Annotated in this window: 21 protein-coding genes; 6 read left to right on the top strand and 15 right to left on the bottom strand. The window is 67.1% G+C overall.

The window, feature by feature from the left end; genetic code table 11:
* Positions 1-76 precede the first annotated feature (76 nt).
* Both ppsA and ACFFGH_RS08010 read left to right on the top strand, forming a co-directional pair.
* Positions 77-2,455, top strand: a complete 2,379-nt coding sequence (ppsA, locus tag ACFFGH_RS08015; RefSeq protein ID WP_386666757.1) for a phosphoenolpyruvate synthase — start codon at positions 77-79, stop codon at positions 2,453-2,455.
* A gap of 101 nt (positions 2,456-2,556) precedes the next feature.
* Positions 2,557-3,441, top strand: coding sequence for a mechanosensitive ion channel family protein (locus tag ACFFGH_RS08010; protein ID WP_386666754.1), 885 nt, complete (start codon positions 2,557-2,559; stop codon positions 3,439-3,441).
* A 139-nt stretch (positions 3,442-3,580) separates the two neighbouring features.
* Here ACFFGH_RS08010 and orn read toward each other — a convergent pair whose 3' ends face one another.
* Positions 3,581-4,159, bottom strand: a complete 579-nt coding sequence (gene orn / locus ACFFGH_RS08005; protein WP_386666752.1) for an oligoribonuclease — start codon at positions 4,157-4,159, stop codon at positions 3,581-3,583.
* On the opposite strand from orn, the gene ACFFGH_RS08000 reads away from it, so the two are divergent.
* Positions 4,140-4,679 (top strand): DUF2721 domain-containing protein, encoded by a 540-nt coding sequence (locus tag ACFFGH_RS08000; protein ID WP_386666749.1) that lies wholly within the window; start codon positions 4,140-4,142, stop codon positions 4,677-4,679. The two genes, orn and ACFFGH_RS08000, sit on opposite strands and share 20 nt — an antisense overlap.
* Positions 4,680-4,696: 17 nt before the next feature.
* On the opposite strand, the gene tadA is transcribed toward ACFFGH_RS08000, so the two are convergent.
* From tadA to folD, 4 genes are all read right to left on the bottom strand, one after another.
* Positions 4,697-5,191, bottom strand: a complete 495-nt coding sequence (gene tadA / locus ACFFGH_RS07995; RefSeq protein WP_386666747.1) for a tRNA adenosine(34) deaminase TadA — start codon at positions 5,189-5,191, stop codon at positions 4,697-4,699.
* A gap of 168 nt (positions 5,192-5,359) precedes the next feature.
* Entirely contained in the window at positions 5,360-6,928 is a 1,569-nt protein-coding gene (gene guaA, locus ACFFGH_RS07990; protein ID WP_386666744.1) for a glutamine-hydrolyzing GMP synthase, read from the bottom strand.
* Positions 6,929-7,134: 206 nt separating this feature from the next.
* Positions 7,135-8,595, bottom strand: a complete 1,461-nt coding sequence (guaB, locus tag ACFFGH_RS07985; protein ID WP_386666741.1) for an IMP dehydrogenase — start codon at positions 8,593-8,595, stop codon at positions 7,135-7,137.
* A 108-nt stretch (positions 8,596-8,703) separates the two neighbouring features.
* Complete coding sequence (gene folD, locus ACFFGH_RS07980; protein ID WP_386666739.1) at positions 8,704-9,585, bottom strand: bifunctional methylenetetrahydrofolate dehydrogenase/methenyltetrahydrofolate cyclohydrolase FolD; 882 nt, start codon at positions 9,583-9,585, stop codon at positions 8,704-8,706.
* A 153-nt stretch (positions 9,586-9,738) separates the two neighbouring features.
* On the opposite strand from folD, the gene ACFFGH_RS07975 reads away from it, so the two are divergent.
* On the top strand, positions 9,739-10,506 hold the full coding sequence (locus tag ACFFGH_RS07975) for an alpha/beta hydrolase (RefSeq protein WP_386666737.1): 768 nt from the start codon (positions 9,739-9,741) through the stop codon (positions 10,504-10,506).
* Positions 10,507-10,715: 209 nt separating this feature from the next.
* Here ACFFGH_RS07975 and moeB read toward each other — a convergent pair whose 3' ends face one another.
* The 10 genes from moeB to ndk all read right to left on the bottom strand — a co-directional run bounded on the left by moeB (position 10,716) and on the right by ndk (position 20,315).
* Entirely contained in the window at positions 10,716-11,849 is a 1,134-nt protein-coding gene (gene moeB, locus ACFFGH_RS07970; RefSeq protein ID WP_386666734.1) for a molybdopterin-synthase adenylyltransferase MoeB, read from the bottom strand.
* Positions 11,850-11,867: 18 nt separating this feature from the next.
* On the bottom strand, positions 11,868-12,758 hold the full coding sequence (locus ACFFGH_RS07965) for a MoeA family protein (RefSeq protein WP_386666731.1): 891 nt from the start codon (positions 12,756-12,758) through the stop codon (positions 11,868-11,870).
* Positions 12,748-13,374 carry a molybdenum cofactor guanylyltransferase gene (gene mobA, locus ACFFGH_RS07960; protein ID WP_386666729.1) on the bottom strand — a complete coding sequence of 209 codons (627 nt, stop codon included), beginning with the start codon at positions 13,372-13,374 and terminating at the stop codon, positions 12,748-12,750. The genes ACFFGH_RS07965 and mobA overlap by 11 nt, the downstream gene beginning before the upstream one ends.
* A gap of 130 nt (positions 13,375-13,504) precedes the next feature.
* Complete coding sequence (gene der, locus ACFFGH_RS07955) at positions 13,505-14,905, bottom strand: ribosome biogenesis GTPase Der (RefSeq protein WP_386666727.1); 1,401 nt, start codon at positions 14,903-14,905, stop codon at positions 13,505-13,507.
* 107 nt (positions 14,906-15,012) lie between these two features.
* On the bottom strand, positions 15,013-16,224 hold the full coding sequence (gene bamB / locus ACFFGH_RS07950) for an outer membrane protein assembly factor BamB (RefSeq protein WP_386666724.1): 1,212 nt from the start codon (positions 16,222-16,224) through the stop codon (positions 15,013-15,015).
* Complete coding sequence (locus ACFFGH_RS07945) at positions 16,224-16,853, bottom strand: YfgM family protein (RefSeq protein ID WP_386666722.1); 630 nt, start codon at positions 16,851-16,853, stop codon at positions 16,224-16,226. The genes bamB and ACFFGH_RS07945 overlap by 1 nt, the downstream gene beginning before the upstream one ends.
* Before the next feature lie 102 nt (positions 16,854-16,955).
* Positions 16,956-17,777 (bottom strand): RodZ domain-containing protein, encoded by an 822-nt coding sequence (locus tag ACFFGH_RS07940; RefSeq protein WP_386666720.1) that lies wholly within the window; start codon positions 17,775-17,777, stop codon positions 16,956-16,958.
* Positions 17,774-18,631 (bottom strand): type IV pilus biogenesis/stability protein PilW, encoded by an 858-nt coding sequence (pilW, locus tag ACFFGH_RS07935; protein WP_386666717.1) that lies wholly within the window; start codon positions 18,629-18,631, stop codon positions 17,774-17,776. Before pilW ends, ACFFGH_RS07940 begins: the two co-directional genes overlap by 4 nt.
* Positions 18,621-19,862 (bottom strand): dual-specificity RNA methyltransferase RlmN, encoded by a 1,242-nt coding sequence (rlmN, locus tag ACFFGH_RS07930; protein WP_386666713.1) that lies wholly within the window; start codon positions 19,860-19,862, stop codon positions 18,621-18,623. Before rlmN ends, pilW begins: the two co-directional genes overlap by 11 nt.
* 27 nt (positions 19,863-19,889) lie before the next feature.
* Positions 19,890-20,315 (bottom strand): nucleoside-diphosphate kinase, encoded by a 426-nt coding sequence (gene ndk, locus ACFFGH_RS07925; RefSeq protein ID WP_386666711.1) that lies wholly within the window; start codon positions 20,313-20,315, stop codon positions 19,890-19,892.
* 281 nt (positions 20,316-20,596) lie between these two features.
* On the opposite strand from ndk, the gene ACFFGH_RS07920 reads away from it, so the two are divergent.
* Positions 20,597-21,217: a TetR/AcrR family transcriptional regulator gene (locus ACFFGH_RS07920; RefSeq protein ID WP_386667439.1), complete on the top strand. Its 621-nt coding sequence runs from the start codon at positions 20,597-20,599 to the stop codon at positions 21,215-21,217.
* 54 nt (positions 21,218-21,271) lie between these two features.
* Positions 21,272-23,647 (top strand): 3-hydroxyacyl-CoA dehydrogenase/enoyl-CoA hydratase family protein, encoded by a 2,376-nt coding sequence (locus ACFFGH_RS07915; protein ID WP_386666708.1) that lies wholly within the window; start codon positions 21,272-21,274, stop codon positions 23,645-23,647.
* Positions 23,648-23,692 lie beyond the last annotated feature (45 nt).

Here is a 23,692-nt window from a genome sequence, read left to right as displayed (position 1 = left end):
ATGGGTCCGACGCAGCGGCGATCATATCCGGCTATCGCGCAGTGGCACGCGCACGCCCGTTTTTGGAGACTGTTGCTTGAACGAGAACATCCTGTGGCTGCATGCACTGCGGCTCACCGACCTTGCCCGCGTGGGCGGTAAAAACTCGTCGCTCGGCGAGATGATCGGCAACCTCGCGAACCTCGGCGTTTCGGTGCCCGGCGGTTTCGCCACTACGGCCGAAGCGTTCAAGGCGTTCATCGCCCATAACGACCTGCACCAGCGTATTTTCGACCGCCTCGCATCGCTCGACGTCGAGGACGTGCGCGCACTCACCGCAGCCGGCACGGAAATCCGCGGCTGGGTGATCGATGCGCCGCTGCAACCCGAGCTCGATGCCGACATCCGCACCGCTTATCGCCAGCTGTGCAGCGAGAATGGCGGTGGTGACGTGGCGGTCGCCGTGCGCTCGTCGGCAACCGCCGAGGACCTGCCGGACGCATCGTTCGCAGGCCAGCAGGAGACCTTCCTCAACGTGACCGGCGAGGACGACGTCGTCCGCAAGGTCAAGGAAGTCTTCGCAAGCCTCTACAACGACCGCGCGATCGCGTACCGCGTACACCACGGCTTCAAGCACGAAGACGTGTTCCTCTCCGCCGGTGTGCAGCTGATGGTGCGCTCGAATGTCGGCGCATCGGGCGTGCTCTTCACCCTCGATACCGAGTCGGGCTTCCGCGACGTGGTGTTCATCACTTCGAGCTACGGCCTCGGCGAGATGGTCGTGCAGGGCGCCGTGAATCCCGACGAGTTCTACGTCTACAAGCCCACCGTGCAGCAGGGCAAGCCGGCGATCCTGCGTCGCTCGATCGGTGCCAAGCAGGTGCGGATGGTCTATTCCGACACGCCCGGCGAGCGCGTGCGCATCGAGGACACTCCGGCGGAACTGCGCAACCGCTTCTCCATCAACGACGAGGACGTGCATGAACTCGCACGCCAGGCGCTGACGATCGAAAAGCATTACGGCCGCCCGATGGATATCGAGTGGGCCAAAGACGGCGTCAGCGGCAAGCTGTTCATCGTGCAGGCGCGCCCCGAAACCGTGAAGTCGCGCGGCAAGGCGACGCAGATCGAGCGTTACCAGCTGATGCAACGAGGCCCGGTGATCTGCGAGGGCCGCGCGATCGGACAGAAGATCGGCAGCGGCATCGCACGCGTCGTGCGCTCGCTCGAGGACATGAACCGCGTGCAGCCCGGCGACGTGCTGGTCGCCGACATGACCGACCCCGACTGGGAACCGGTGATGAAGCGCTCGGCCGCGATCGTGACCAACCGCGGCGGTCGCACCTGCCACGCCGCCATCATCGCGCGCGAGCTGGGCGTCCCGGCCGTCGTCGGCACCGGCAACGCGCTCGACGTGATCGAGGACGGGCAGGAAGTGACGATCAGCTGCTGCGAAGGTGATACCGGCTTTATCTATTCCGGCTCCCTGCCCTTCGAACGCAACGTCGCCGACCTCGAGCACATGCCGCCGGCACCGCTCAAGGTCATGATGAACGTCGCGAACCCCGAGCGCGCATTCGATTTCGCGATGCTGCCGCACGCGGGCGTTGGCCTCGCACGTCTCGAGATGATCATTGCCAGCCACATCGGCGTGCACCCGAAGGCGCTGCTCGAGTACGACCGCCAGGACGCGGACACGAAGAAGAAGATCGACGAGCGCATCGCCGGTTATGCGAGCCCGGTGGACTTCTACGTCGATCGTCTCGCCGAAGGCATTGCCACGATCACCGCGGCGTTCGCGCCGCACCCCGTCATCGTGCGCCTGTCGGACTTCAAGTCGAACGAGTACGCGAACCTGATCGGCGGCGCGCGTTACGAGCCGCACGAAGAGAACCCGATGATCGGCTTCCGTGGTGCGAGCCGCTACGTCGACGCGAGCTTCGCGGAGGCGTTCGCGCTCGAGTGCCGTGCGGTGCTCAAGGTGCGCGAGCAGATGGGTCTGACCAACTGCTGGGTCATGATCCCGTTCGTCCGCACGCTGGACGAAGGCCGCAAGGTCGTCGAAGTGCTGCGCGGTAACGGTCTCGAGCAGGGCAAGGACGGCCTGAAGATCATCATGATGTGCGAGGTGCCGTCGAACGCGCTGCTGGCCGACGAGTTCCTCGAGATCTTCGACGGCTTCTCGATCGGCTCGAACGATTTGACCCAGCTGACGCTCGGGCTGGATCGTGACTCGGGCATCGTGGCGAACCTGTTCGACGAGCGCGACCCGGCAGTCAAGAAGATGCTGTCGATGGCGATCTCGGCCGCGCGCGCGAAGGGCAAGTACGTCGGCATCTGCGGCCAGGGCCCGAGTGACCATCCGGACCTTGCCGAATGGCTGATGGAACAGGGGATCGAGTCGGTATCCTTGAACCCCGACACGGTCGTCGACACGTGGTTGAGGCTGGCGAAGGTCAAGGCGGCCGCCGGCTGAGGCCAGCCGATACCGGAGGCTGACGGCCCCGCCGTCGGCGCCCGGACCTCAAGACGCCCCGCGCCCAAGCGGGGCGTCTCGTTTCAGCGGGAGAAAGACGCATGCAGTGGTTCGATTCGCTCGATGGCATCGACTGGAAGACCTTCTTCGTCAACTGGGGCCTGAAGCTCCTTGCGGCGCTCGTCATCCTCGCGATCGGCCTCAGGCTTGCGCGCTGGGCCACCGAGATCGCCGAGCGCGGGTTGACGCGGGCGCAGGTCGAGCCGACCGCGGTGCAGTTCCTGCGCAAGGTCGCCTACGTCGCGCTGCTGGTGCTGCTCGCGCTGACCGTGCTCAGCGTCTTCGAGGTGCCGATGACCTCGGCGTTTGCGGTGCTCGGAGCGGCCGGCCTCGCGATCGGCCTGGCGCTGAAGGATTCGCTGTCGAACATCGCCTCGGGCGTGATGCTGGTGACGCTCAAACCGTTCCGCGTCGGTGACATCGTCACGATCAACAACGCGACCGGCAAGGTGGAAGAAATCAGCATCTTCCAGACACGCCTGCGTGGCGCGGACAACCAGACCATCGTGCTGCCGAACAGCCTCGTCACGAATGATTCGATTATCAACCTGACGCCGGACACGGTGCGGCGCATCGAACTGATCATCGGTATCGCGTACAACGCCGACATCGACGTCGCGCGGGCCCGGGCGCTGGAAGTCATGCATGCCGACCCGCGCGTGCTGGCCGAGCCCGCCCCCGACGTGCTCGTGTACGCGCTGGCCGACAACAGCGTCAACCTCGGCATCCGATGCCATGCGTCCAACGCCGATTTTTTCTCGACCAAGTGCGAGCTTACCGAACGCATCAAGAAGGCGTTCGATGCCGCAGGCGTCGGGATCCCGTTCCCGCAGCGCGACGTGCACGTCTACCACCACTCACCGCGCGACGGCAGCGTCATCGACCCGCGGCAACTGGGATCGGCGCGTCCGCCGACCGAGCCCTGAGGCGATCCCGGCCGGTCTCGCATCCGCGGGACATTAGAGTCGCGACAGCAAAAAGCCCGGCAACTGCCGGGCTTTTCGTGTGCTGCTGAAGTTGGGCTGCCGCTGCTCGCAGGAGCCAACGCCGCCGGGCCAACCCGTCTCAGCCGCGCGATACGCCCATGCCGCCAAGCCGCCCCATGTGCGCGCGGTAATGCCGCAGTTCGGCGATCGAGTCGTGCACGTCGCTCAGCGCCGTGTGCTTGGCGTCCTTACCGATGCCAGCGAGCACGTCGGGGGCCCAGCGACGCGCCAGCTCCTTGATGGTGCTGACGTCGAGGTTGCGATAGTGGAAGTACTTCTGGAGCCGCGGCATCTCGCGGTGCAGGAACCGGCGATCCTGGCAGATCGAGTTGCCGCACATCGGTGACGTGCCTGCGGCGACCCAGTGCTCGAGAAACGCGAGCGTTCTTTCTTCGGCCTCCTGCATCGACACGCCCTGCTCCACCACGCGCTGCCACAGGCCGGACTTGCCGTGCTGGTTGCGGTTCCACTCGTCCATCGCCTCGAGGCGGGCGACCGGGTGCGAAATGGCCAGCTCGGGCCCTTCGGCGAGGATCTGCAGGTCGGCGTCGGTAACGACCGTTGCGATCTCGAGGATCGAGTCGTTGTCGGTATCCAGACCCGTCATTTCGAGGTCTATCCAGATCAGCCGGTGGTCCTTGTTCGGATTGGCAGCCATGCGCTCGCAGTGTGGTTCGGGACGCCGCATGATATCGCAGCCCCTCCCCGCCCAATCGACGATGTTCGACAATCCCGCGCTTGGCCATTACGCGATCCTGACCTCGATGCTGGCGCCCGCCCTGCTCATGGCAGCAACGGCGTCGCTGCTGGTCTCGGCGAATGCGCGCCTTGCACGCGTGGTGGACCGGCTGCGCGCGCTGATCGTGGCATGGGAGCAGGACGCGCCCGACCGCGAAGTCCGCGACATCCAGATCACGCGCCACCGCCGCCGCGCGCAGCTGGTGTTGCGAGCGTGCCAGTTTCTGTACGCCGGGCTGGGAGCGTTCGTGGGCACCAGCTTGGCGCTGGCGATCGACGCGTTTATCGGTTTCAGGCTGGGTGTGTTGCCGACTGCACTGGCGGTGCTCGGTGTGAGTTTCCTATTGCTCGCGAGCTTCGCGCTCGGCACCGAAGTCCGCCTGTCGGTGAGCAGCTTCGACGAGGAACTTGATCACGAGCTTTCGCGGCGCCGGACCTGAGGCCGGCTCGGGCGGGATCAGATCGGCGCCTTGCCGCGCTTGCGACGGAAGTAGTTCGTAAGCCGCGTACCGGCCTCCCCGGCCAGCACGCCACCGAGCACCTGCACCCGATGGTTGTGCCGGGGGTCTGCGAGCAGGTCGAACACGCTGCCGGCCGCGCCCGTTTTCGGATCGAACGCACCGAACACGACGCGACCAACGCGCGCGTGCACGATCGCCATTGCGCACATCGCGCAGGGCTCAAGCGTTACGTAGAGCGTCGTGCCGAGCAGCCGGTGATTGCCAACGCGCCTGCCGGCTTCACGCAACGCGACGATCTCGGCATGCGCCGACGGATCGCAATCGCTGATGTTGCGGTTCGAACCTTCGCCCAACACTTCGCCGTCGGCGCCCACGACCACGGCGCCGACCGGAATTTCGTTGTCCTCACGCTCGGCGCGTTCGGCCAGTGCCAGCGCGTGCCGCATCCACGCTACGTCGAGCGCGGATGGGTCAGTTTCCGCGAGGTGCATAGACCGGGGGCTTCGAGTGCATCGGGGCTGGCAGCGGTGCGGCGCCGTCGCAGAGCATCTCGCAGAGGCACCGAGTCTCACTGATGAGCCGACGGGTAGTGCCAGGCCCGCTGACGACCTCGACCGTCAGCGGGCCGCCGGCTGCTGACGCGAGTAAGCGGTCCCCGCTTACTCCCATTCGATCGTCGCCGGCGGCTTCCCGCTGATGTCGTAGACCACCCGCGACACGCCGCGCAGTTCGTTGATGATCCGCGTCGACACGTGTCCTAGGAAGTCATACGGCAGGTGGGCCCAGTGCGCGGTCATGAAGTCGATCGTCTCGACGGCGCGCAGCGCGATCACCCATTCGTACGCACGCGCATCACCGACCACGCCGACCGACTTGACCGGCAGGAACACCGCGAACGCCTGGCTGACCTTGTCGTACAGACCAGCACGGCGCAGCTCGTCGATGAAGATCTGGTCGGCCATCGCGAGCAGGCGGGCGTACTCGGGCTTGACCTCGCCGAGGATGCGCACGCCGAGGCCCGGGCCCGGGAACGGATGGCGGTAGACCATCTCGCGCGGCAGGCCGAGCTCGACACCCAAGCGGCGTACCTCGTCCTTGAACAGTTCGCGCAGCGGCTCGACGAGGCCGAGCTTCATGTTTTCCGGCAGCCCACCGACGTTGTGATGGCTCTTGATGACGTGGGCCTTGCCGGTGCGACTGCCAGCTGACTCGATGACGTCGGGGTAGATCGTGCCCTGCGCCAGCCACTTCGCGTTCGCAAGCTTCGACGACTCGTCGTCGAAGATGTCGACGAACAGGTTGCCGATGATCTTGCGCTTGGCCTCGGGGTCGGTGACGCCTTCGAGCTTGCTGAAATAGCGTTCAGCCGCGTTGACACGCACGACCTTGACGCCGAGGTGCTCGGCGAACGTCGCCATGACCTGATCGCCTTCCTTCCAGCGCAGCAGGCCCGTATCGACGAACACGCAGGTCAGCTGGTCGCCGATCGCCTTGTGCAGCAGCGCGGCAACGACCGACGAATCGACGCCGCCGGACAGGCCGAGGATCACCTCATCGGTGCCGACCTGCTCGCGGACGCGTGCGATCTGGTCCTCGATGATGTTCGCGGCGGTCCACAGCGTCTGGCAGCCGCAGATGTCGACGACGAAGCGGCGCAGCATCGCCTGGCCGGACTTGGTATGCGTGACCTCGGGGTGGAACTGCACGCCGTACCAGCGCTTGGCTTCGTTCGCCATCGCCGCGACCGGAATGCGGTCGGTGCGCGCGGTGACGGTGAAGCCCGGCGGCGCCTTCGCGACGTGGTCGCCGTGGCTCATCCAGACATCGAGCTTCGGCGGCGAGCCCGGATGGTCCTTGAGGCCGTCGAGCAGTGAATCCTGCGCGATCAGCTCGACCTGCGCATGGCCGAACTCGCGCGCGTCCGCAGCCTCGGTCGCGCCGCCCAGCTGCGCGGCAAGCGTCTGCATGCCGTAGCAGATGCCGAAGATCGGCAGGCCCGAGTCGAACACTTCCTGCGGAGCACGAGGCGCGCCTTCGACCGTGGTCGATTCAGGGCCGCCCGAAAGGATGATGCCCTTCGCACCGAACTGCGCGATCTCCGACGGGTCGTGGTCCCAGGCCCAGACCTCGCAGTAGACGCCGATCTCGCGGATTCGACGGGCGATCAGCTGCGTGTACTGCGCGCCGAAATCGAGGATCAGGATCTTGTCGCTGTGGATGTCGGTCATGGTGGCCGTTGGGTTCGGGTTCGGCGGTCTGGTTTCGGCGGAGTTACGTCGCCGTCCGTGGCGCAGGTTAGAGACTTCGGATCGTCCGGTCCGCCATCGGTGGCCGGCCGGTCTACGCGGTCATCCGGCCAAGCCGCACAGAGCGTGGCGTTCGCGTTCGCGTTCGCGACCGCGGACGATGCCTGGCATCGGCTCAGCGCGCTCGCTCACCCGGCGCGGTAATTCGGCGGTTCTTTCGTGATCTGCACGTCGTGCACGTGGCTCTCGCGCGTGCCGGCGCTGGTGACCCGCACGAAGCTGGGCTTCTTGCGCATCTCCTCGATCGTCGCGCAACCGACATAGCCCATCGTCGCGCGCAGGCCGCCAGCGAGCTGGTGCACGACGTTGCGCAGCGGACCGCGGTACGGAACGCGCCCTTCGATGCCTTCCGGTACGAGCTTGTCGGCGTCCGACGCGTCCTGGAAGTAGCGGTCCTTCGAGCCCTGCTCCATCGCGCCGAGCGAGCCCATGCCGCGGTAGCTCTTGTAGCTGCGGCCCTGGAACAGCTCTGTTTCGCCGGGCGATTCCTCAGTGCCGGCGAACAGGCCGCCGACCATCACGCTGGAAGCGCCTGCGACGATCGCCTTGCCGATGTCGCCCGAGTAGCGGATACCGCCGTCCGCGATCAGCGGAATGCGGTCCTGCAGCGCCTCGGCGACCATCGACACCGCGGTGATCTGCGGCACGCCCACGCCCGCGACGATGCGCGTGGTGCAGATCGAACCCGGGCCGACGCCGACCTTTACCGCATCGGCGCCGTGGTCCATCAGCGCGAGCGCTGCATCTCCGGTCACGATGTTGCCGCCGATCACCTGCACCTGCGGGAAGCGCTGCTTGACCCACTTCACGCGGTCGAGCACGCCCTGCGAATGGCCGTGCGCGGTATCCACGACGATGACGTCGACACCGGCCGCGACCAGTGCTTCGACGCGCGCCTCGGTATCGCCGCCGACGCCAACTGCGGCGCCCACGAGCAGCCGCTCGCTCGCGTCGTACGCCGCGTTCGGATTGTCGCGCTTCTTCTGGATGTCCTTGACCGTGATCAGACCACGCAGCGCGAAGTCGCCGTTGACCACGAGCACCTTCTCGATGCGGTGCTTGTGCAGCAGCGACAGCACTTCGTCGTCCGGCGCGCCCTCGCCCACCGTCACGAGCCGGTCCTTCTTGGTCATGATGTTGCGGATCGGATCGTCGAGCTTGGTCTCGAAGCGCATGTCGCGGCTCGTGACGATGCCGACGAGCTGACCGTTTGCGTCGACCACCGGCACGCCGGAGATGTTGCGTGCGCGCGTCAGCTTGAGGACTTCGGCAATCGTCGTGTCAGGGCCGACGGTGAACGGCTCCTTGATCACACCGGCCTCGAACTTCTTGACCTGCGCGACCTGAGCGGCCTGCGCCACCAGGCTCATGTTCTTGTGGATGATGCTGATGCCGCCGAGCTGCGCCATCGAGATCGCGAGACGGGCTTCGCTGACGGTGTCCATCGCCGCCGACAGGATCGGCAGTCGGATCGTGAGGTCGCGGGTCAGCCGGGTGGCGAGCGAGACGTCCTTCGGCAGGACGGTGGAATGCGCGGGGACGAGTGAAACGTCGTCGAAAGTCAGCGCTTCAGCCTGGATGCGCAGCATGGGCGGGCCCGGATGGATGAAGCACGCCATTCTAACCGCTGCCGCAGCGGTCCGGGCGGGCCGCGCGGCAGCGCCGTGTGCCGCCGTTCGGATTTGGCGCAGCCGGTCTCAGCGGTCGGCTGCTTCGGCGGCCTCGAGCGTGTTCTGCATCAGCGTCGCGACCGTCATCGGGCCGACCCCGCCCGGCACCGGCGTGATCCAGCTGGCCCGGCGGGCGGCCTCGGCGAAGCCGACATCGCCGACCAGACGGCCGTCATCGAGACGGTTGATGCCCACGTCGATCACGACCGCCCCCGGCTTCACCCACTCTCCCGGGATCAGCCCCGGCCGGCCTACGGCAACGACGAGGATGTCGGCGCCACGCACGGCCGCTTCCAGCACGTCCGGCGGCGTGAACTTGTGGCAGCACGTGACCGTGCAGCCCGCGATCAGCAGCTCGAGTGCCATCGGACGGCCGACGTGGTTGGACACGCCGATGATCGTCGCGCTCTGACCGCGCACCGCGCGGTCCGTGTACGCCAGCAGCGTGGTGATTCCGCGCGGCGTGCAGGGCCGTAGGCCGAATTGGCGCAGCGCGAGGTGACCGACGTTCTGCGGGTGGAAGCCGTCGACGTCCTTGCGCGGATCGATGCGATTGATCAACGCGGTTGCGTCGCGGCGATCGGGCAACGGCAGCTGGACCAGAATCCCGTGCACCTCGGGGTCGGCGTTGAGCCGGTCGATCAGCGCCAGCAGGTCGGCGTCGGAGGTGTCCGCCGGCAGGTCGTAATCAATCGCACGGATACCGACCTTCTGCGCGGCGCGGCGCTTGTTGCGCACGTACACGCTGGATGCCGGATCATCGCCCACCAGCACGACCGCAAGTCCCGGCGGCCTCAGGCCAGCGGCGATACGCGCATCGACCTGTGCCTTCAGGTTGTCGAGCAGATCCTCGGCGATGCGTTTGCCGTCGAGGATGCGGGCGGTGGTCGCGTCGGAAGCTGCCGTCATGCGAAACGCAGGGCCTGGTCGGTTTTCGGGCCGCAATTATCACCCAATCGCGCGCGCACCCGGCACGGACGCTGCGCATCGTATATGCGGGCCATTGCGTGACGAGCCCCGGAACCCAAGGTTCAACGCGTGATAGGCGGCAAAGGAACCGGGATGAAGACGATTGCGATCGCCGTTGGGCTGCTCGCGCTTTGCTATGTGCTGATGGCGGCAGGCCTCGCGGTGCGGCAGCGCGAGTTCATCTACCACCCGCACCTGACGCGCGTGGCGCCGGTCCAGACGGACTTCGCGCTCGATCGCGGCGATGTACGACTGCGCGGCTGGCGCATGAACCCGGGACAGCGGGACGCGATCATTTACTTCGGCGGCAACGCCGAAGCGATCCAGTTGATGGCGCCCCGGCTGGCCGCCTGGTTTCCGGGGCACACGGTCTACCTGCTCGCGTACCGGGGCTACGGCGCAAGCGACGGGCGACCGAGCGAAGCGGCGCTGACCTCGGACGCGGTCGCGCTGAACGACGTGGTACGTGCGGCCCATCCGGCGGGCAAGATCACGCTGATCGGACGCAGCCTCGGAAGCGGCGTCGCGAGTCACGTCGCGTCGGCCCGCCCTGTTGACGCGCTGGTGCTCGTTACGCCGTTCGACAGCCTCGCAACGGTCGCCCAGTTCCACATGCGCTGGCTGCCGGTCGGGTGGCTGCTTCGGGAGCGGTTCGACGCGGCACGCGACCTCGCGAACTACCGTGGACCCACGCTGATCATCCGCGCGGTCCGGGACGAGGTGGTTCCGGCCGCGAGCACACAGGCGCTCGTCGACGCCCTGCCGGTGGCGCCGAGGGTGGTCGAGCTTCGTGGAGCCGGTCACAACACGATCGATCTCGACGAGCGGTTCGGGGAGGCGCTGCGGCAGTTCGTGCGGTGACACGATGTGGCTACTGAGCCGCTGGCACGACGCTTGGTCGATTTTTCATGGCCCGCGGCCCTGGCGGGTGCTGGCGCACCGTCGGGCGGCGTGTCCGTCCGTGCGGCACCGCGGTGGTCGTAGTTACAGGACTCGCGATCGCGGGCTCGGCTCGAGTTGGCGGTCAAGCGCGATCGGCCCCAGAGCCGGCGCGCTCGCACTAACCACGCTCAGCCCCCTGCGCAAAACGTCGCGTAATCGACGTAGCCCGGAAATGAGCGCCCGGGCGCGCAGACGACGCAGTCCGGGTCCGGCGTCAGTCGCGTTTCGCGGAACCGCATCGCGAGCGCATCGAAGTGCAGCAGCCTGCCCGCGAGCGAATCGCCGATGCCCAGGATCAGCTTGATCGCCTCGGTCGCCTGCACCAGGCCGATCACGCCCGGCAGGACCCCAAGCACCCCGGCTTCGGCGCAGTTCGGCGCGGCCTCGGGCGGTGGCGGCTCGGGAAACAGGCAGCGGTAGCATGGCGCCTGGCCCCGTCGACGCCCGGCGTCGAACACACTGGCCTGCCCCTCGAACCGGTGCACGGCGCCGTACACCAGCGGCTTGCCGAGCTTCACGCAGGCGTCGTTTACGAGGTAGCGCGCCGGAAAGTTATCGGCACCGTCGATGACGACGTCCGCATCGCCGATCAGCCGTTCCACGTTCGCCGCGGTCACCCGCTCGGCGAAGCGGCGGACATCCACATCGGGGTTCAACGCGGCGACGCGCGCGCGTGCCGAGTCCACCTTCCGCGTGCCCACTGCGTCATCGGTGTGCAGGATCTGGCGCTGCAGGTTGCTGCGGTCGACCACGTCGTCGTCGGCAATCGTCAGCCTGCCGACGCCGGCTGCAGCGAGGTAGAACGCGATCGGCGAACCGAGCCCGCCTGCGCCGATCATCGCGACATCGGCCGCCTCCAGCCTGCGCTGCCCGGCGATGCCGACCTCGGGCAGGCGCAGGTGACGTGAGTAGCGTTCGTGGAAATTGGTGTCGCCTTGGGTCTCGTCGCGCACGACGGGCAGTCCGTCGCCTATCCAGCGCGAGGTGCCGCCGTCGACCGACGCGATCGACGAATAGCCGAGCGCATGCAGACGTTCCGCAGCTTGCAACGACCTGCCGCCCCGCTCGCAGATCAGCATGAGCGGCTCACCGCGATTCTGCGCAATCGCGCCCGGGTCGGCTTCCAGCTCGGCTTTCGGGACACCGAGCGAGTCCGCTGCTGCGCCGCCTGCCCTCTCATGCGGCTCGCGCACGTCGATCAGCCTGATGCCCCGCCGCTGCCGTTCCTGCGCCTGTGATGGCGTGATCCGTTCGATACCCATGGCCGGATTATCGCCGGCTCAGGCGCCGGGCAGCAGGATCGCTTCGGCGGCGCCGCCAGTCTGGAAGCCGCTCTCGACGGCCGGATGCACGAGCACTGCGTTCGCATCCGCCGGCAGCGCGACGAGCTCGCCGGCGACGGGCCGCAGCCGCAGCTCACCGGCGGGCGAGCACTCGACGCGGGCGAACTGGAACCCGGCCGAGGCTGGCGCTTCGGCCAGCAAGCCCCGGCAGGTCGGCCTTGGACCCTTCCTTCCCTGCAGCCCGTCCAGCAGCGCACGCCCGAGCGTCAGGTACAGCCCGGCGAGCGCGACCGCGTCGGACGGCAGGCCGAGCAGACCGGCCTCATCGAGCACGCCGCCTACCGCGTCAAAGCGCCCCGGGCCGCACTCGACCGTCGAGAAATGCGCTTTGCCGAATTCGGCCATTACCTGGCCGACCTGTACGAGTGCCCCCTCACCGCCACTGACCAGGATGGTGTCGAACGCGCAGCCTGCATCGCGCAGCGCGATCTCGACCTGGCGTGGATCCGCCGGCAACTGCGGCCACGAGGTCGGCTCGTACCCGTCCGCACGCAGCAGCCCGACCAGCAGGTCACGGGCGTGGTCGGATCCTGCGCCGGCAGCCCCGGGTGTGCCCGGCGCCCCCCAGTCTCCGACCGTGAATACCGCGACTGTCGGGCGGCGTATCACTTCGACTGTTGCGTGGCCCGCCGCGGCAAGACCACCGACGCGCAGCGGCGTCAGCACCATGCCAGCAGCCAGCGACGGGGAAAGGGCGTCTTCAGCTTGCGCCGGCGGCGGCCGTGCGAGCACGCGACCGTGCGAACGCCCGAGCGCGAGCCGCTCGACGTCGGGCAGCTGTCGGCGCGCGATCTGATGCACTTCCTGAAGGGCGTCTTCAAGCTTCATTGCCTTGCTCGGTTCTGTCGATACGAACGCCGGCAGCGCGCAGGTCGCCTCCGGTATTGAGGTTTCCGAACCGCTGCCCGGCGAGAGCCACCTCGCTCATCTTCAGCCGCGCCTGCAGAGTCCGCACCGCCACATCGAGCCCCGGCAGCGCCCGGACGCAGTCACGTAGCGCCGCGGTGCGCCACAGCGCAACCAGCGGCTGCACGCCGTCCTCGTCGAGCGCCACCGCGCCGTCCGCGTCGGACGCTTCGAACAGGCACAGAGCAACCGACGGGTCGAAGTCGACCAGATCTACCGGCACTGTGAGGAGCCACTCGGTCCGGCACTGGGCCACGAGAGCAGCAAGCCCTGCGACAGGGCCCCGGCCCGCCGGCGCGGAGTCGGCCACTGCCAGCAGTCCATGCGCGCGGTAGCGCGGCAGATCACGGTTCGCACTGACGAGCGCGGTGCAGGTCACTTCGCGGAACGCGGCGTGGCAGCGCAGCACCTGAGGAATCCCGTCGCGCTGCATCCAGGCTTTTTCCACGCCACCAAGGCGGACGCCGCGGCCACCGGCCAGGATGCCGAGGGTCGTGTCCGCCGGTCCAGGCAGGGGTGCGCTGTGATCAGACGCCACAGGCGATCAGGCGTGGCGCGCCGGCGTACTCGCGGGACGGACCGGCCGACTCGCGCGGACAGCGCGCGAGCGCATTGAGAACACATTGCGGTGCCGCACGTCGCACAAGCTCGGGCCGACGCAGCCGCAGTTACTTGCCGCGCTTGACGTGACGCAACAGCCGCCGCTTCTTCGCGACCTGCCGATCCGTGAGCGGATTCTTGCGGCCCTCGTACGGGTTCGTGCCTTCCTTGAACACGAACCGGATCGGCGTGCCGACCAGCTTGAATCGCTTACGGAAGAAATTCTCCAGGTAACGCTTGTACGAATCGCTCAGCGTGCGCAGGCGCGTGCCATGGACGACAAACGTCGGCGGGTTCGTGCCCGATGGATGCGCGAAGCGCAGCTTCGCGACATGTCCGCGTACAACCGGCGGGGGATTCGTTTCGTATGCAATTTCAAGCGCTTTCGTGACTTCGCTCGTGCCGAGCTCGGTCGTCGCCGATGCATGCGCACGGTGGATCGCGCGGAACAGCTCGCGCAGCCCCGACCCGTGCTTCGCGCTGATCCGCACGGCCTCCGCCCACTCGACGAAGCCGAGCTTGCGCGCCAGCAGCGCTTCGGCCTGCTGCCGCTGGTACTCGGTCAGGCCGTCCCACTTGTTGACGGCCACCACGAGCGCGCGGCCCGCGTCGAGCGCGTACCCGAGCACACTCGCGTCCTGGTCGGTCACGCCTTCGGTGGCGTCGATCAGGATCACCGCGACCTGGCACTGCTCGATCGCCTGCAGCGTTTTGACGATCGAGAACTTCTCGACCGCTTCGTCGACCTTCGACTTGCGTCGCAGACCGGCCGTGTCGATCAGGCGGTAAAGCCGATCATCGCGTTCCATGTCGATTGCGACGGAGTCCCGCGTCGTGCCGGGGACCTCCGATGCGATCATGCGCTCCTCGCCGAGGAGCCGGTTGACCAGCGTCGACTTGCCGACGTTCGGCCGACCGATGAAAGCCACGCGGATTCGGTCCGGATCGGCATCGAGCTCGGCCGTCGCACCTTCGTCCGGCACGCGCCCCAGTGTTTCGTCGATCAGATCGTCGATGCCCTGCCGGTGGGCGGAGGAGACAGCGACCGCTTCGCCGATTCCGTATCGCGCGAATTCGTTCAGCGCTGCCTGCACGTCGATGCCGTCGGTCTTGTTGACCACCAGCAAGGTCGGACGCGCCGCCTTGCGCAGCCAGGCAAGGATCTCGTCGTCGAGTGCGGATGCACCTTCGCGTCCGTCGACAACAAACAGAACCAGGTCGGCCTCTTCCGCGGCCGCGCGCGCCTGCCGCGCCGTCGCGCCCGCAAGGCCTTCCTCCTGGCCTGCAATACCGCCGGTATCGACCACCGCGAACGCACGGCGTCCCTCGGGGCGACACACGCCGTAGTGGCGGTCACGCGTGACGCCGGGCTGATCGTGGACCAACGCGTCGCGGCTTCGCGTGAGCGCGTTGAAGAGGGTGGATTTGCCGACGTTGGGCCGGCCGACGAGTGCGACGAGGGGAAGCATGGGTCTACCGTCGGGATTCGAGAGTCGGACAGGGTCTTAAGACAACAGCGCCGCCCGGGCGGGCGGCGCTAGTGAGCAGCAAACCGGCCGGCCGCCGCCAGCAGCGGCTATTGGCCGAGCCGGAACGCCGTTAGCTCGCCGTTGACGTTCTGGACCAGCGCAATGCCGTCCACGACCACCGGAGCCCCGCGGAACGCCTTGCGCCCGGCGCGTGCGCGGCCCGCGAACTCGCCATTTTCAAGCTTCAGCCAGTGCAGGTAGCCATCATAGTCACCGACCAGTGCGTACTCGCCGTGAATTGCCGGTGCAGTGACGCCGCGGCGCGTCAGGCCGGGCTGCTGCCACAGGGCGCTGCCGCCGTTCTTGTCCAGACCGTAGACGACGCCGTTCGGTGCCGTGACGACCGCACGGTCGGAAGAAACCGCAACGCGGCCGGGCCCGCCATTCTCGCTGGACCACAACGGGCGGCCAGTCGGGGCATCGATCGCGGCGGTGCGATTGCCGAAGCTGCTCGCGTAGAGCACCGACCCGTCGAGCACCGGAGTGCCGTCGACGTCGGCCATGCGGTCGAGTTCGGTACGACCTTCCTGCTGCGCGATCGCCTGCTCCCAGAGCGGCTTCCCGTCGGTCGCCGACAGCGCGACCACGGTTCCGTCGTCGTTGCCGACGAACACGAAGCCGGGACCGAGCGCGGGGGCGTTGTTGCCGCGCACCGACAACGTGGGCACTTCGCGGTTCCAGAACCAGCGCCGCTCGCCCGTTGCGGCGTCGAACGTGGTCACGCGGCCGTCGTTCGAACGCACGTACACCATGCCGAGTCCGATTGCGGGCGCGGCGATGACCTCACCGGTCACCTTTGCGCGCCATTTTTCCGCGCCGGATGCCGCGTCGAGCGCGACGACGTTACCGTCGAGGCCACCGGCCACGACGAGTCCGTCGCCGACGCCGGGTCCGCCCGAAAGGTCCAGATCGCTCTCGAAGTGCCAGAGAACCTTGCCGGACTGCAGATCAATTGCGCGGACGCCGCCTTCGACCGCTGCCGCGTAAACGCGACCATCCGCGACCGCCGGAGTCTGGCGGGAACCGAGACGGCCTTCGCCATCACCGATGTCGACCGACCACAGGCGCGCCACCGACACCGACGGCGTGATGTCCGTGAGTTCGACCGGCTCGCTCGGCTTTTCCTTGTCACTGGAGAACCAGCCACGCACGGTGGAGCAGCCACTGAGGGCAACACCGCAAGCCATGACGACGGCCATTCGCGCGACGAGGGCCGGCGCGCTGCGCGCGGCGGAGCGTTGGGGGAATCGTGACTTCATCAAGTCCTGGCCTCGGGCTTGGAGGGGGTACCGCCGACCTGGGTCAGCTTCAGTTCGACGAGGCGGCGCTGAGGCGCGTCGACTTCGAGCAGCGTCAGTGCGCGGGTATAACTTTCGCGAGCGCGCTCAGGCTGACCCAGCGCGAAGTAGGCGTCGCCGCGCACTTCAAGTGCGCCTGCGGTTTCAGACGACTCGAGCAGCTTCAGTGCGTCCTGCGCCTTCTGCCCGTCGATCAGCAGGCGTGCGAGGCGCTCATTGACGATCGCGGCAAGCGCGGGATCCTCGGCACGGATCGAACGGAGGGTTTCGATCGCGGCGTCGCGCTGGTTCTGCTCGACCTGCGCGCGGGCAACGGCGAGACTGCCCAGCGTGCGGTACAGGCCCGGCTCCAGCGCCTGGATCTTCGACTGCTCGGCCAGATTGCCAGCCGCAATTGCATCGACCGCCGCCTGGTAACGCGTCGCAGTTGCGGCCTGCTCGCTGGCTTCCCGAGCCTGCCACCACTTCCAACCATAAATCGCCGCAAGGCCGAGGAGAATTCCCCCGACGAGTCCCGCGCCGTTTCGTCTCAGCCAGGCGAGTACGCGCTCGCTCTGCTCGTGCTCGTCAAGAACATCGTCTAACGCCATGCAGTGGCAGCCCTGATGTATCGCCCCTGCCGCGAAGCAGAGACCCAATAGGAAGAAACCGGCTCAACAGGGCCGGCAGGATTGGGCAGACCCGCGCGCGGGTCAGTGGGCGACCGGTGCGAGGGAACCGTCAGAGGATAGCGTAAAGCGGGCCACGTTCGCTTGGCTGAATGGCGCGAGGTCGACGTGCTTGCCGGCGTTCTGGACTTCCACCGCCGACGAATTGCCCAGCAGCACACGCCCGACGCGCTGTGCGTCGTAGCTGCGTACCTGGCCTGAAATCAGGAGGCCTTTTTCGATGAGGCTTCCGTCGCGAGCGAACACCTCAACCCAGGTGTCGCCGTGCAGACGCAGCGTCAGCGCGGCCGTAGCAGTCTCGCGACGCTCCGGCAGGGCCGCCATCGAAGCAACGAGCGGCTGACGCTCTGCGGCCGATGGCGAGCTCGGCGCAGGCGTGGTTCCGTCCGCGTCGACCGCTTGTAGGGGGAGGTCGAGCGACTGCGCTGGCGCCAGCGAACCGGAGAGGTGGCTGCGCGTTGCCATCCACACCGGGGCGACGAGCGTCACCGTCAGCACGATGTAGATCGCGCGCCTGCCCGCCTGCTCGGCGAGGCGGCGGTACCGCGGTGTGTGCGTATGGCTGACGAGCTTGACGGCCTCGGACTGGGGCGCCACGGCTTCTTCGACTGCCTCGGGCATCGGCTCGCCGAGCAGCCGGGCGTAGCTTCGCAGCTGCCCCCGGATAAAGATCGGAGCGCCGAGTATCGACCAGTCGTCGGCTTCAAGAGCCGTGATGATCCGCGCGGGCGTCTTGAGCCTTTGCGAGACCTCATCGATCGTCAACCCTGCATTCTCGCGGGAACGCTTCAGACGCGAGCCGAAACCCGTGCCGTTCTCAGGTCCGCCATCCGTCTGGTACGTCATCGACCTTCCACTTCCCCTGAGCGGGAGTTCCGCGCCGCCGGAAACTCCTTTCGCATTTGTTCACCATATCGCCGCGCTGCGGCAGTGTCGCCGAGTTGCTGCTCGATTTGTGACGCAAGCTGCAATGAAGTGACGTCAGGGGGCGCTGCCGCGAGCCGGCGCTGGGAAAACGCGCGGGCTTCAAGCCACCGCCCCTTGGCGAATGCAAGCTTGGCAAGCGCCGCGAGGGCAACGGGATTCTCGGGGTCGACTTCGATCGCCTGCCGCAGCGCGCGCTCGGCGAGCGCCGCCTGCCCCGCCTCGAGCGCGCAGGTCCCGATGTTCGCGAGCGCCGCCGACGGCGTCGGGTAGCCCGGGACAGCGAGCGCAGCTTCGAACCATCGCAGTGATTCGGCCGCGCGCCCCTGCCCGCACAACCAGACTCCGTAATTGTTCTGCGCCTCGCCGCGCGTGGGGCCCAGCTCTGCGGCGCGCTGGTGATGTACGCCAGCCTTGCCTGCCGCGCCGGACCGGTCCAGCGCCAAAGCCAGCAGCATGTGCGCGTCCACCGATTTGGGATCGCGTTTCACCGCCTGGCGGGCAAGCTTGAGCGCTTCTTCGTTGGCGCCGGACTGCAGGCGGACACGAGCCAGGTTCACCAGCGACGCTGCGCCGTTGTCGCGACGGGTCGGCTTGACATCGATTTCCGGCGCCACGCGTTCGTAGCCGCCGCGAGACACGTCGGGCTTGACGAACGAAAGTCGGGTGCACCCCGCGAGGATGCTGGCACAGAGCAAAAGAACGCCGAGTACGGCACTGGCACGCCGGGCAGCGGGCGCGACCGCGTGGGAAAGATCCTGCCGCTTACGCGGCATCATCGACTCCCTGCCCGCCGAGCCGCTTGCGGAACTCGGCCTGCCGACGCGTCCGATCCATCACCTGCCCCTTCAGCTGGCCGCACGCGGCATCGATATCGTCGCCGCGGGTCCGCCGGACCGGTGCGATCATGCCCGCCTCGTTGAGGAGTTTCTGGAACGTGCGGATCGCGACATCGGTCGGCCGCTCGAACCGAGTGCCCGGGAATGGGTTGAACGGAATCAGATTGATCTTGGCCGCGCCTTTCATCTGCACGGCGCGGTCGAAAGCGCGCATCAGCTGCACGAGTTCGCGCGCGTGCTGCGGCTGGTCATTCACGCCCTTCATGAGCGTGTACTCGAACGTGACCGACGTGCCCGGCTTGCGCAGCGCGTACCGCACGCAGGCATCCATCAGCACTTCGATCGGGTACTTCTTGTTGAGCGGGACAAGCTCGCTGCGCAGCTCATCGGTCGGCGCGTGCAACGAGACCGCAAGCGACACATCGCTGAGTTCGCCGAGCTTGTCGATCATCGGCACCATGCCGGCGGTCGAGAGCGTCACGCGCTTGTTCGCCAGGCCATAACCGAGGTCGTCGCGCATGATGCTCATCGCGCGCACGACGTTGTCGAAATTCGCCAGCGGCTCGCCCATGCCCATCATCACGACGTTCGTGAGTTTGCGCTGCTGGTGCGGCACATTGCCCAGGTGGCGTGCGGCGACCCAGACCTGCCCGATGATCTCGGCGGTCGAAAGGTTGCGGTTGAAGCCCTGCGTGGCGGTCGAACAGAACTGGCAGTTGAGCGCACACCCGACCTGCGACGACACGCAGAGCGTGCCGCGACCCTTGTCCGGGATGTAGACGGCCTCGATCGCGTTCTTCGGGTCCATGCCCAGCAGCCACTTATGCGTGCCGTCGGTCGACGCCTTGTCGAACACCACCAGCGGCGCATGCACATGCGCGTGCTGCTCGAGCTTGGCGCGAAGCGCCTTGCCGAGGTCGGTCATGCCGTTGAAGTCGGTCACGTGGCGATGATGAATCCACTTCATCACCTGGTGCGCGCGGTAGCGCTTCTCGCCCAGCGTCTGCTCGAAAAAATCCTCGAGCTCGATGCGCGAGAGGTCGAACAAGTTGGTCCTGCCCGACCCCGGCTGCACCGAACCACTTCCTGCGCGGCGCGCATCGACGCGCACCGCGGCCGCGTCGGCCTCGGTGAGCTTGAGTTCAATGGTGGCGTCGCGGGAAGTCATAGTCGGTGCGGTTGAATCAGATAGCGATCAGCGCGGATAGACGTCGGTCGCGGGGAAGAAGTACGCGATTTCGATCGCGGCGTTCTCGAGGCTGTCCGAGCCGTGGACGGCGTTCGCGTCGATGCTGTCGGCGAAGTCGGCGCGGATGGTGCCCGGCGCGGCGTCCTTCGGGTTGGTCGCACCCATGAGCTCGCGGTTCTTGAGCATGGCGCCCTCGCCCTGCAGCACCTGGATCATCACGGGGCCGGAGATCATGAACTCGACGAGCGCGTTGAAGAACGGACGCTCGCGATGAACTGCGTAGAAGCCTTCCGCTTCCTGACGGGACAGATGCTTCATTTTCGCAGCAACGACCTGAAGGCCGGCCTTCTCGAAGCGGGTGTAGATCTCGCCGATGACGTTCTTCGCGACCGCGTCGGGCTTGATGATGGAAAGGGTGCGCTCGAGCGCCATGGGAGGGTCTCCGGATGGGCGGGCGGCAGCGGCACGTTCGACCACTGCGCCCGAAGCTAACAGAAAACCCGCGTAGGGACGCGGGTTTAGCCGGTATGGCTGCGCGGATTCTACGCGGTTTGCGCCGGCGTTCGCAAAACGATGGCGGGCCGGCATCAGTGCATCAAACGGGAACGGCATCACGACGCTCGCAATCGCTGTTTGCGGACCTCGGGCTTCCAGTTGACGCCGCGCGAAAGGCGGGCCTAATATCAAACAAGCGTTTGATTCAGGCCGAAACGATGTCCAGCTCAGCCCACTTCTCCACCAAGGACCGCATCCTCGGCGCAGCCGAAGAGCTGTTCGCCCAGTTCGGCTTTGCCGGAACGTCGCTGCGCCAGGTCACGAGCCGCGCAGACGTCAACATCGCGGCCGTCAATTACCACTTCGGCAGCAAGGAGAACCTCGTCAACGAGGTCTTCCGGCGACGCATGGACGAGATGAGCGAGCAGCGCATGGCCGCGCTCAAGGCCGCGGTGGAGCAGCATCCCGGGGAACTCGAGCCGATCCTCGCCGCGTTCGTGGAACCGGCGCTCGCGATGGCCCAGGACCGGCACGGCGGCGGCGCGTTCGTCCGCGTCGTAGCCCGCGCTTATGCGGAAAAGAACGATCGGCTACGCAAGTTCCTGTCCGACCACTACGGCCATGTGCTGCGCGAGTTCGCCAGGGCGATCGCGGCCGTCGTGCCGAACCTCAGCAAGGAAGAGCTCTACTGGCGGCTCGACTTCCTTGCCGGCGCGCTGACCTACGCGATGGCCGATTTCGGTCTGATCAAGCGGCCGGCCGGCACGGGCGAGGCCGCCCACCGTGAACGCGCGGCGCGCGAGCTGATCCGCTTTGCGGCTGCCGGATTCAAAAGCTGAGCCCGGCGCCTAGGCGCCGGTGACCACCCCATTTCGATGAGCAAGGACCACTCCATGGCCAACACACTTCTGGTACGTCGCGCCGCCGTGCTCGGCGCTGGCGTCATGGGCGCGCAGATCGCTGCGCACCTGACGAACGCCGGTGTCGACACTGTCCTGTTCGATCTTCCCGCACGCGAGGGCGACCCCGACAGCGTCGTCATCAAGGCGATTGCGAACCTGACCAAGCTCAGCCCTGCCCCGCTCGCGGAAAAGTCGCTTGCCGAGCGCATCGTGCCGGCGAATTACGACACGGGACTCGAGCTGCTGCGCGGCTGCGACCTGGTCATCGAAGCGATCGCCGAACGCATGGACTGGAAGCAGGACCTCTACCGCAGGATCGCGCCGTTCGTCGCCGATCACGCAGTGCTGGCCAGCAACACCTCGGGCCTCGGCATCAATGCGCTGGCCGACGTGCTGCCGGAGCAGCTGCGCCCACGCTTTCTCGGCGTGCACTTTTTCAATCCGCCGCGCTACATGCACCTGGCCGAGCTGATCCCGGCGCGCGGTACGCGGCCCGAAGTGCTCGAGTCACTGGAGGCGTTCCTGACCACCACGCTCGGCAAGGGCGTCGTGATCGCGAAGGACACGCCGAACTTCATCGGCAACCGCATCGGCGTGTTTTCGATGCTGGCGGCGATGCACCACACCGAGCAGTTCGACCTCGGCTTCGATACCGTCGACGCGCTGACGGGCCCGGCGATCGGCCGGCCGAAGTCGGCAACCTATCGCACGGCGGACGTGGTCGGTCTGGACACGATGGTCCACGTCATCCGCACGATGGCGGACACGCTGCCGGCCGATCCGTGGCACGCACATTTCAAGGCTCCGGCCTGGCTGGCTGGCCTTGTCGAGAAGGGCGCGCTCGGGCAGAAGACCGGCGCTGGGTTCTATACCAAGCGCGGCAAGGACATCCTCGTGCTCGACCGCAAAGCGCAGGATTACCGCGCATCGGCCGGCGAACTCGACGCGGAAGTCGCGGCGATGCTGAAGGAGAAGGACCCCGCGAAGAAGTTCGCGGCCCTTCGCGCCAGCGCGCACCCGCAGGCCCAGTTCCTCTGGGCGTGCTTCCGCGACACGTTCCACTACAGCGCCTACCACCTGGCCGACATCGCCGAAACCGCGCGCGACGTCGATTTCGCAATGCGCTGGGGCTATGGCTGGTCGATCGGCCCATTCGAAACCTGGCAGGCCGCGGGCTGGAAGCAGGTGGCGGACTGGATCGCCGAAGACATCGTGTCCGGCAAGGCGATGAGTACTGCATCTCTGCCGAACTGGGTGTTCGACGGCCGTAGTGGCGTGCATGGCCCGGACGGCAGCTACAGCCCGGCACGTGATGCGCAGATCCCGCGCTCGACGAACCCGGTCTACGCCCGCCAGCGCTTTCCGGATCCCCTGCTCGGCGAAAAGTTCGAGCCCGGCCGCACCGTCTATGAGAATGAAGGCGTGCGCATGTGGGCCGACGAGGGCGATGAGATCGCCGTTGTCAGCTTCAAGACGAAGATGCACACCGTATCGGACAAGGTGCTCGACGGCCTGCAGGAAGCGATCGGCATTGCCGAGCGCGACTTCCGCGGCCTGGTGATCTGGCAGCCGAAGGAGCCGTTCTCGGCAGGCGCCGATCTTGCCGGCGCGCTCGGCCTGCTGCAGGCCGGGGACGTGAAGGGCTTCGAAGCAATGGTCGCGAACTTCCAGGCGACCAGCCAGCGCATCAAGTACGCCCTGGTTCCGGTCGTCGCAGCGGTGCGCGGCCTGGCACTTGGCGGTGGCTGCGAATTCCAGATGCACGCGGCGAAGTCCGTGTTCGCGCTCGAGAGCTACATCGGACTCGTCGAGGCAGGCGTTGGCCTGCTGCCGGCGGGCGGCGGCCTCAAGGAGTTCGCCGTGCGCGCCTCCGATGCGGCCGGCCCGGGCGGCGATGTGTTCGCGCAGCTGAAGACGGCGTTCGAAAGCGTGGCGATGGCCAAGGTGTCGACCTCGGCGTTCGAGGCGCGGTCACTCAAGCTCGCACGCGAAAGCGACAGCATCGTCTTCAACACCCATGAGCTGCTGCACGTTGCGAAGGCTCACGCGCGCGCACTGGCCGAGGGCGGATACCGTCCGCCGATGCCCGGCCGCCGCGTGCAGGTCGCCGGCGACGTCGGCATCGCGACATTCAAGATGATGCTCGTGAACATGCTCGAAGGCCGCTTCATCTCCGAGCACGACTACGAGATCGCCACGCGCATCGCGACCGTCATCTGCGGCGGCGACGTGGACCGTGGTTCGCTGGTCGACGAGGAGTGGCTGCTGCGCCTGGAGCGCGAGCACTTCGTTGCGCTCGCCCAGATGCCGAAAACGCAGGAGCGCATCGCGCACATGCTCAAGACCGGCAAGCCGTTGAGGAACTGAGATTCGGCTGTGATGGCCCGGCTCATCGATTGAGCCGGGCCCGAC

Source organism: Lysobacter korlensis, from assembly GCF_042434515.1.
Note: the sequence above shows the minus strand (reverse complement) of the source record. Positions and strands in the feature narration are given on the sequence as shown.

Coding starts and splice junctions, on each gene's coding strand:
- ACFFGH_RS08010 (WP_386666754.1), top strand. CDS start 2,557: ATGCAGTGGTTCGATTCGCTCGATGGCATCGACTGGAAGACCTTCTTC.
- orn (WP_386666752.1), bottom strand. CDS start 4,159: ATGGCTGCCAATCCGAACAAGGACCACCGGCTGATCTGGATAGACCTC.
- tadA (WP_386666747.1), bottom strand. CDS start 5,191: ATGCACCTCGCGGAAACTGACCCATCCGCGCTCGACGTAGCGTGGATG.
- guaA (WP_386666744.1), bottom strand. CDS start 6,928: ATGACCGACATCCACAGCGACAAGATCCTGATCCTCGATTTCGGCGCG.
- guaB (WP_386666741.1), bottom strand. CDS start 8,595: ATGCTGCGCATCCAGGCTGAAGCGCTGACTTTCGACGACGTTTCACTC.
- folD (WP_386666739.1), bottom strand. CDS start 9,585: ATGACGGCAGCTTCCGACGCGACCACCGCCCGCATCCTCGACGGCAAA.
- ACFFGH_RS07975 (WP_386666737.1), top strand. CDS start 9,739: ATGAAGACGATTGCGATCGCCGTTGGGCTGCTCGCGCTTTGCTATGTG.
- moeB (WP_386666734.1), bottom strand. CDS start 11,849: ATGGGTATCGAACGGATCACGCCATCACAGGCGCAGGAACGGCAGCGG.
- ACFFGH_RS07965 (WP_386666731.1), bottom strand. CDS start 12,758: ATGAAGCTTGAAGACGCCCTTCAGGAAGTGCATCAGATCGCGCGCCGA.
- der (WP_386666727.1), bottom strand. CDS start 14,905: ATGCTTCCCCTCGTCGCACTCGTCGGCCGGCCCAACGTCGGCAAATCC.
- bamB (WP_386666724.1), bottom strand. CDS start 16,224: ATGAAGTCACGATTCCCCCAACGCTCCGCCGCGCGCAGCGCGCCGGCC.
- ACFFGH_RS07945 (WP_386666722.1), bottom strand. CDS start 16,853: ATGGCGTTAGACGATGTTCTTGACGAGCACGAGCAGAGCGAGCGCGTA.
- ACFFGH_RS07940 (WP_386666720.1), bottom strand. CDS start 17,777: ATGACGTACCAGACGGATGGCGGACCTGAGAACGGCACGGGTTTCGGC.
- pilW (WP_386666717.1), bottom strand. CDS start 18,631: ATGCCGCGTAAGCGGCAGGATCTTTCCCACGCGGTCGCGCCCGCTGCC.
- rlmN (WP_386666713.1), bottom strand. CDS start 19,862: ATGACTTCCCGCGACGCCACCATTGAACTCAAGCTCACCGAGGCCGAC.
- ndk (WP_386666711.1), bottom strand. CDS start 20,315: ATGGCGCTCGAGCGCACCCTTTCCATCATCAAGCCCGACGCGGTCGCG.
- ACFFGH_RS07920 (WP_386667439.1), top strand. CDS start 20,597: ATGTCCAGCTCAGCCCACTTCTCCACCAAGGACCGCATCCTCGGCGCA.
- ACFFGH_RS07915 (WP_386666708.1), top strand. CDS start 21,272: ATGGCCAACACACTTCTGGTACGTCGCGCCGCCGTGCTCGGCGCTGGC.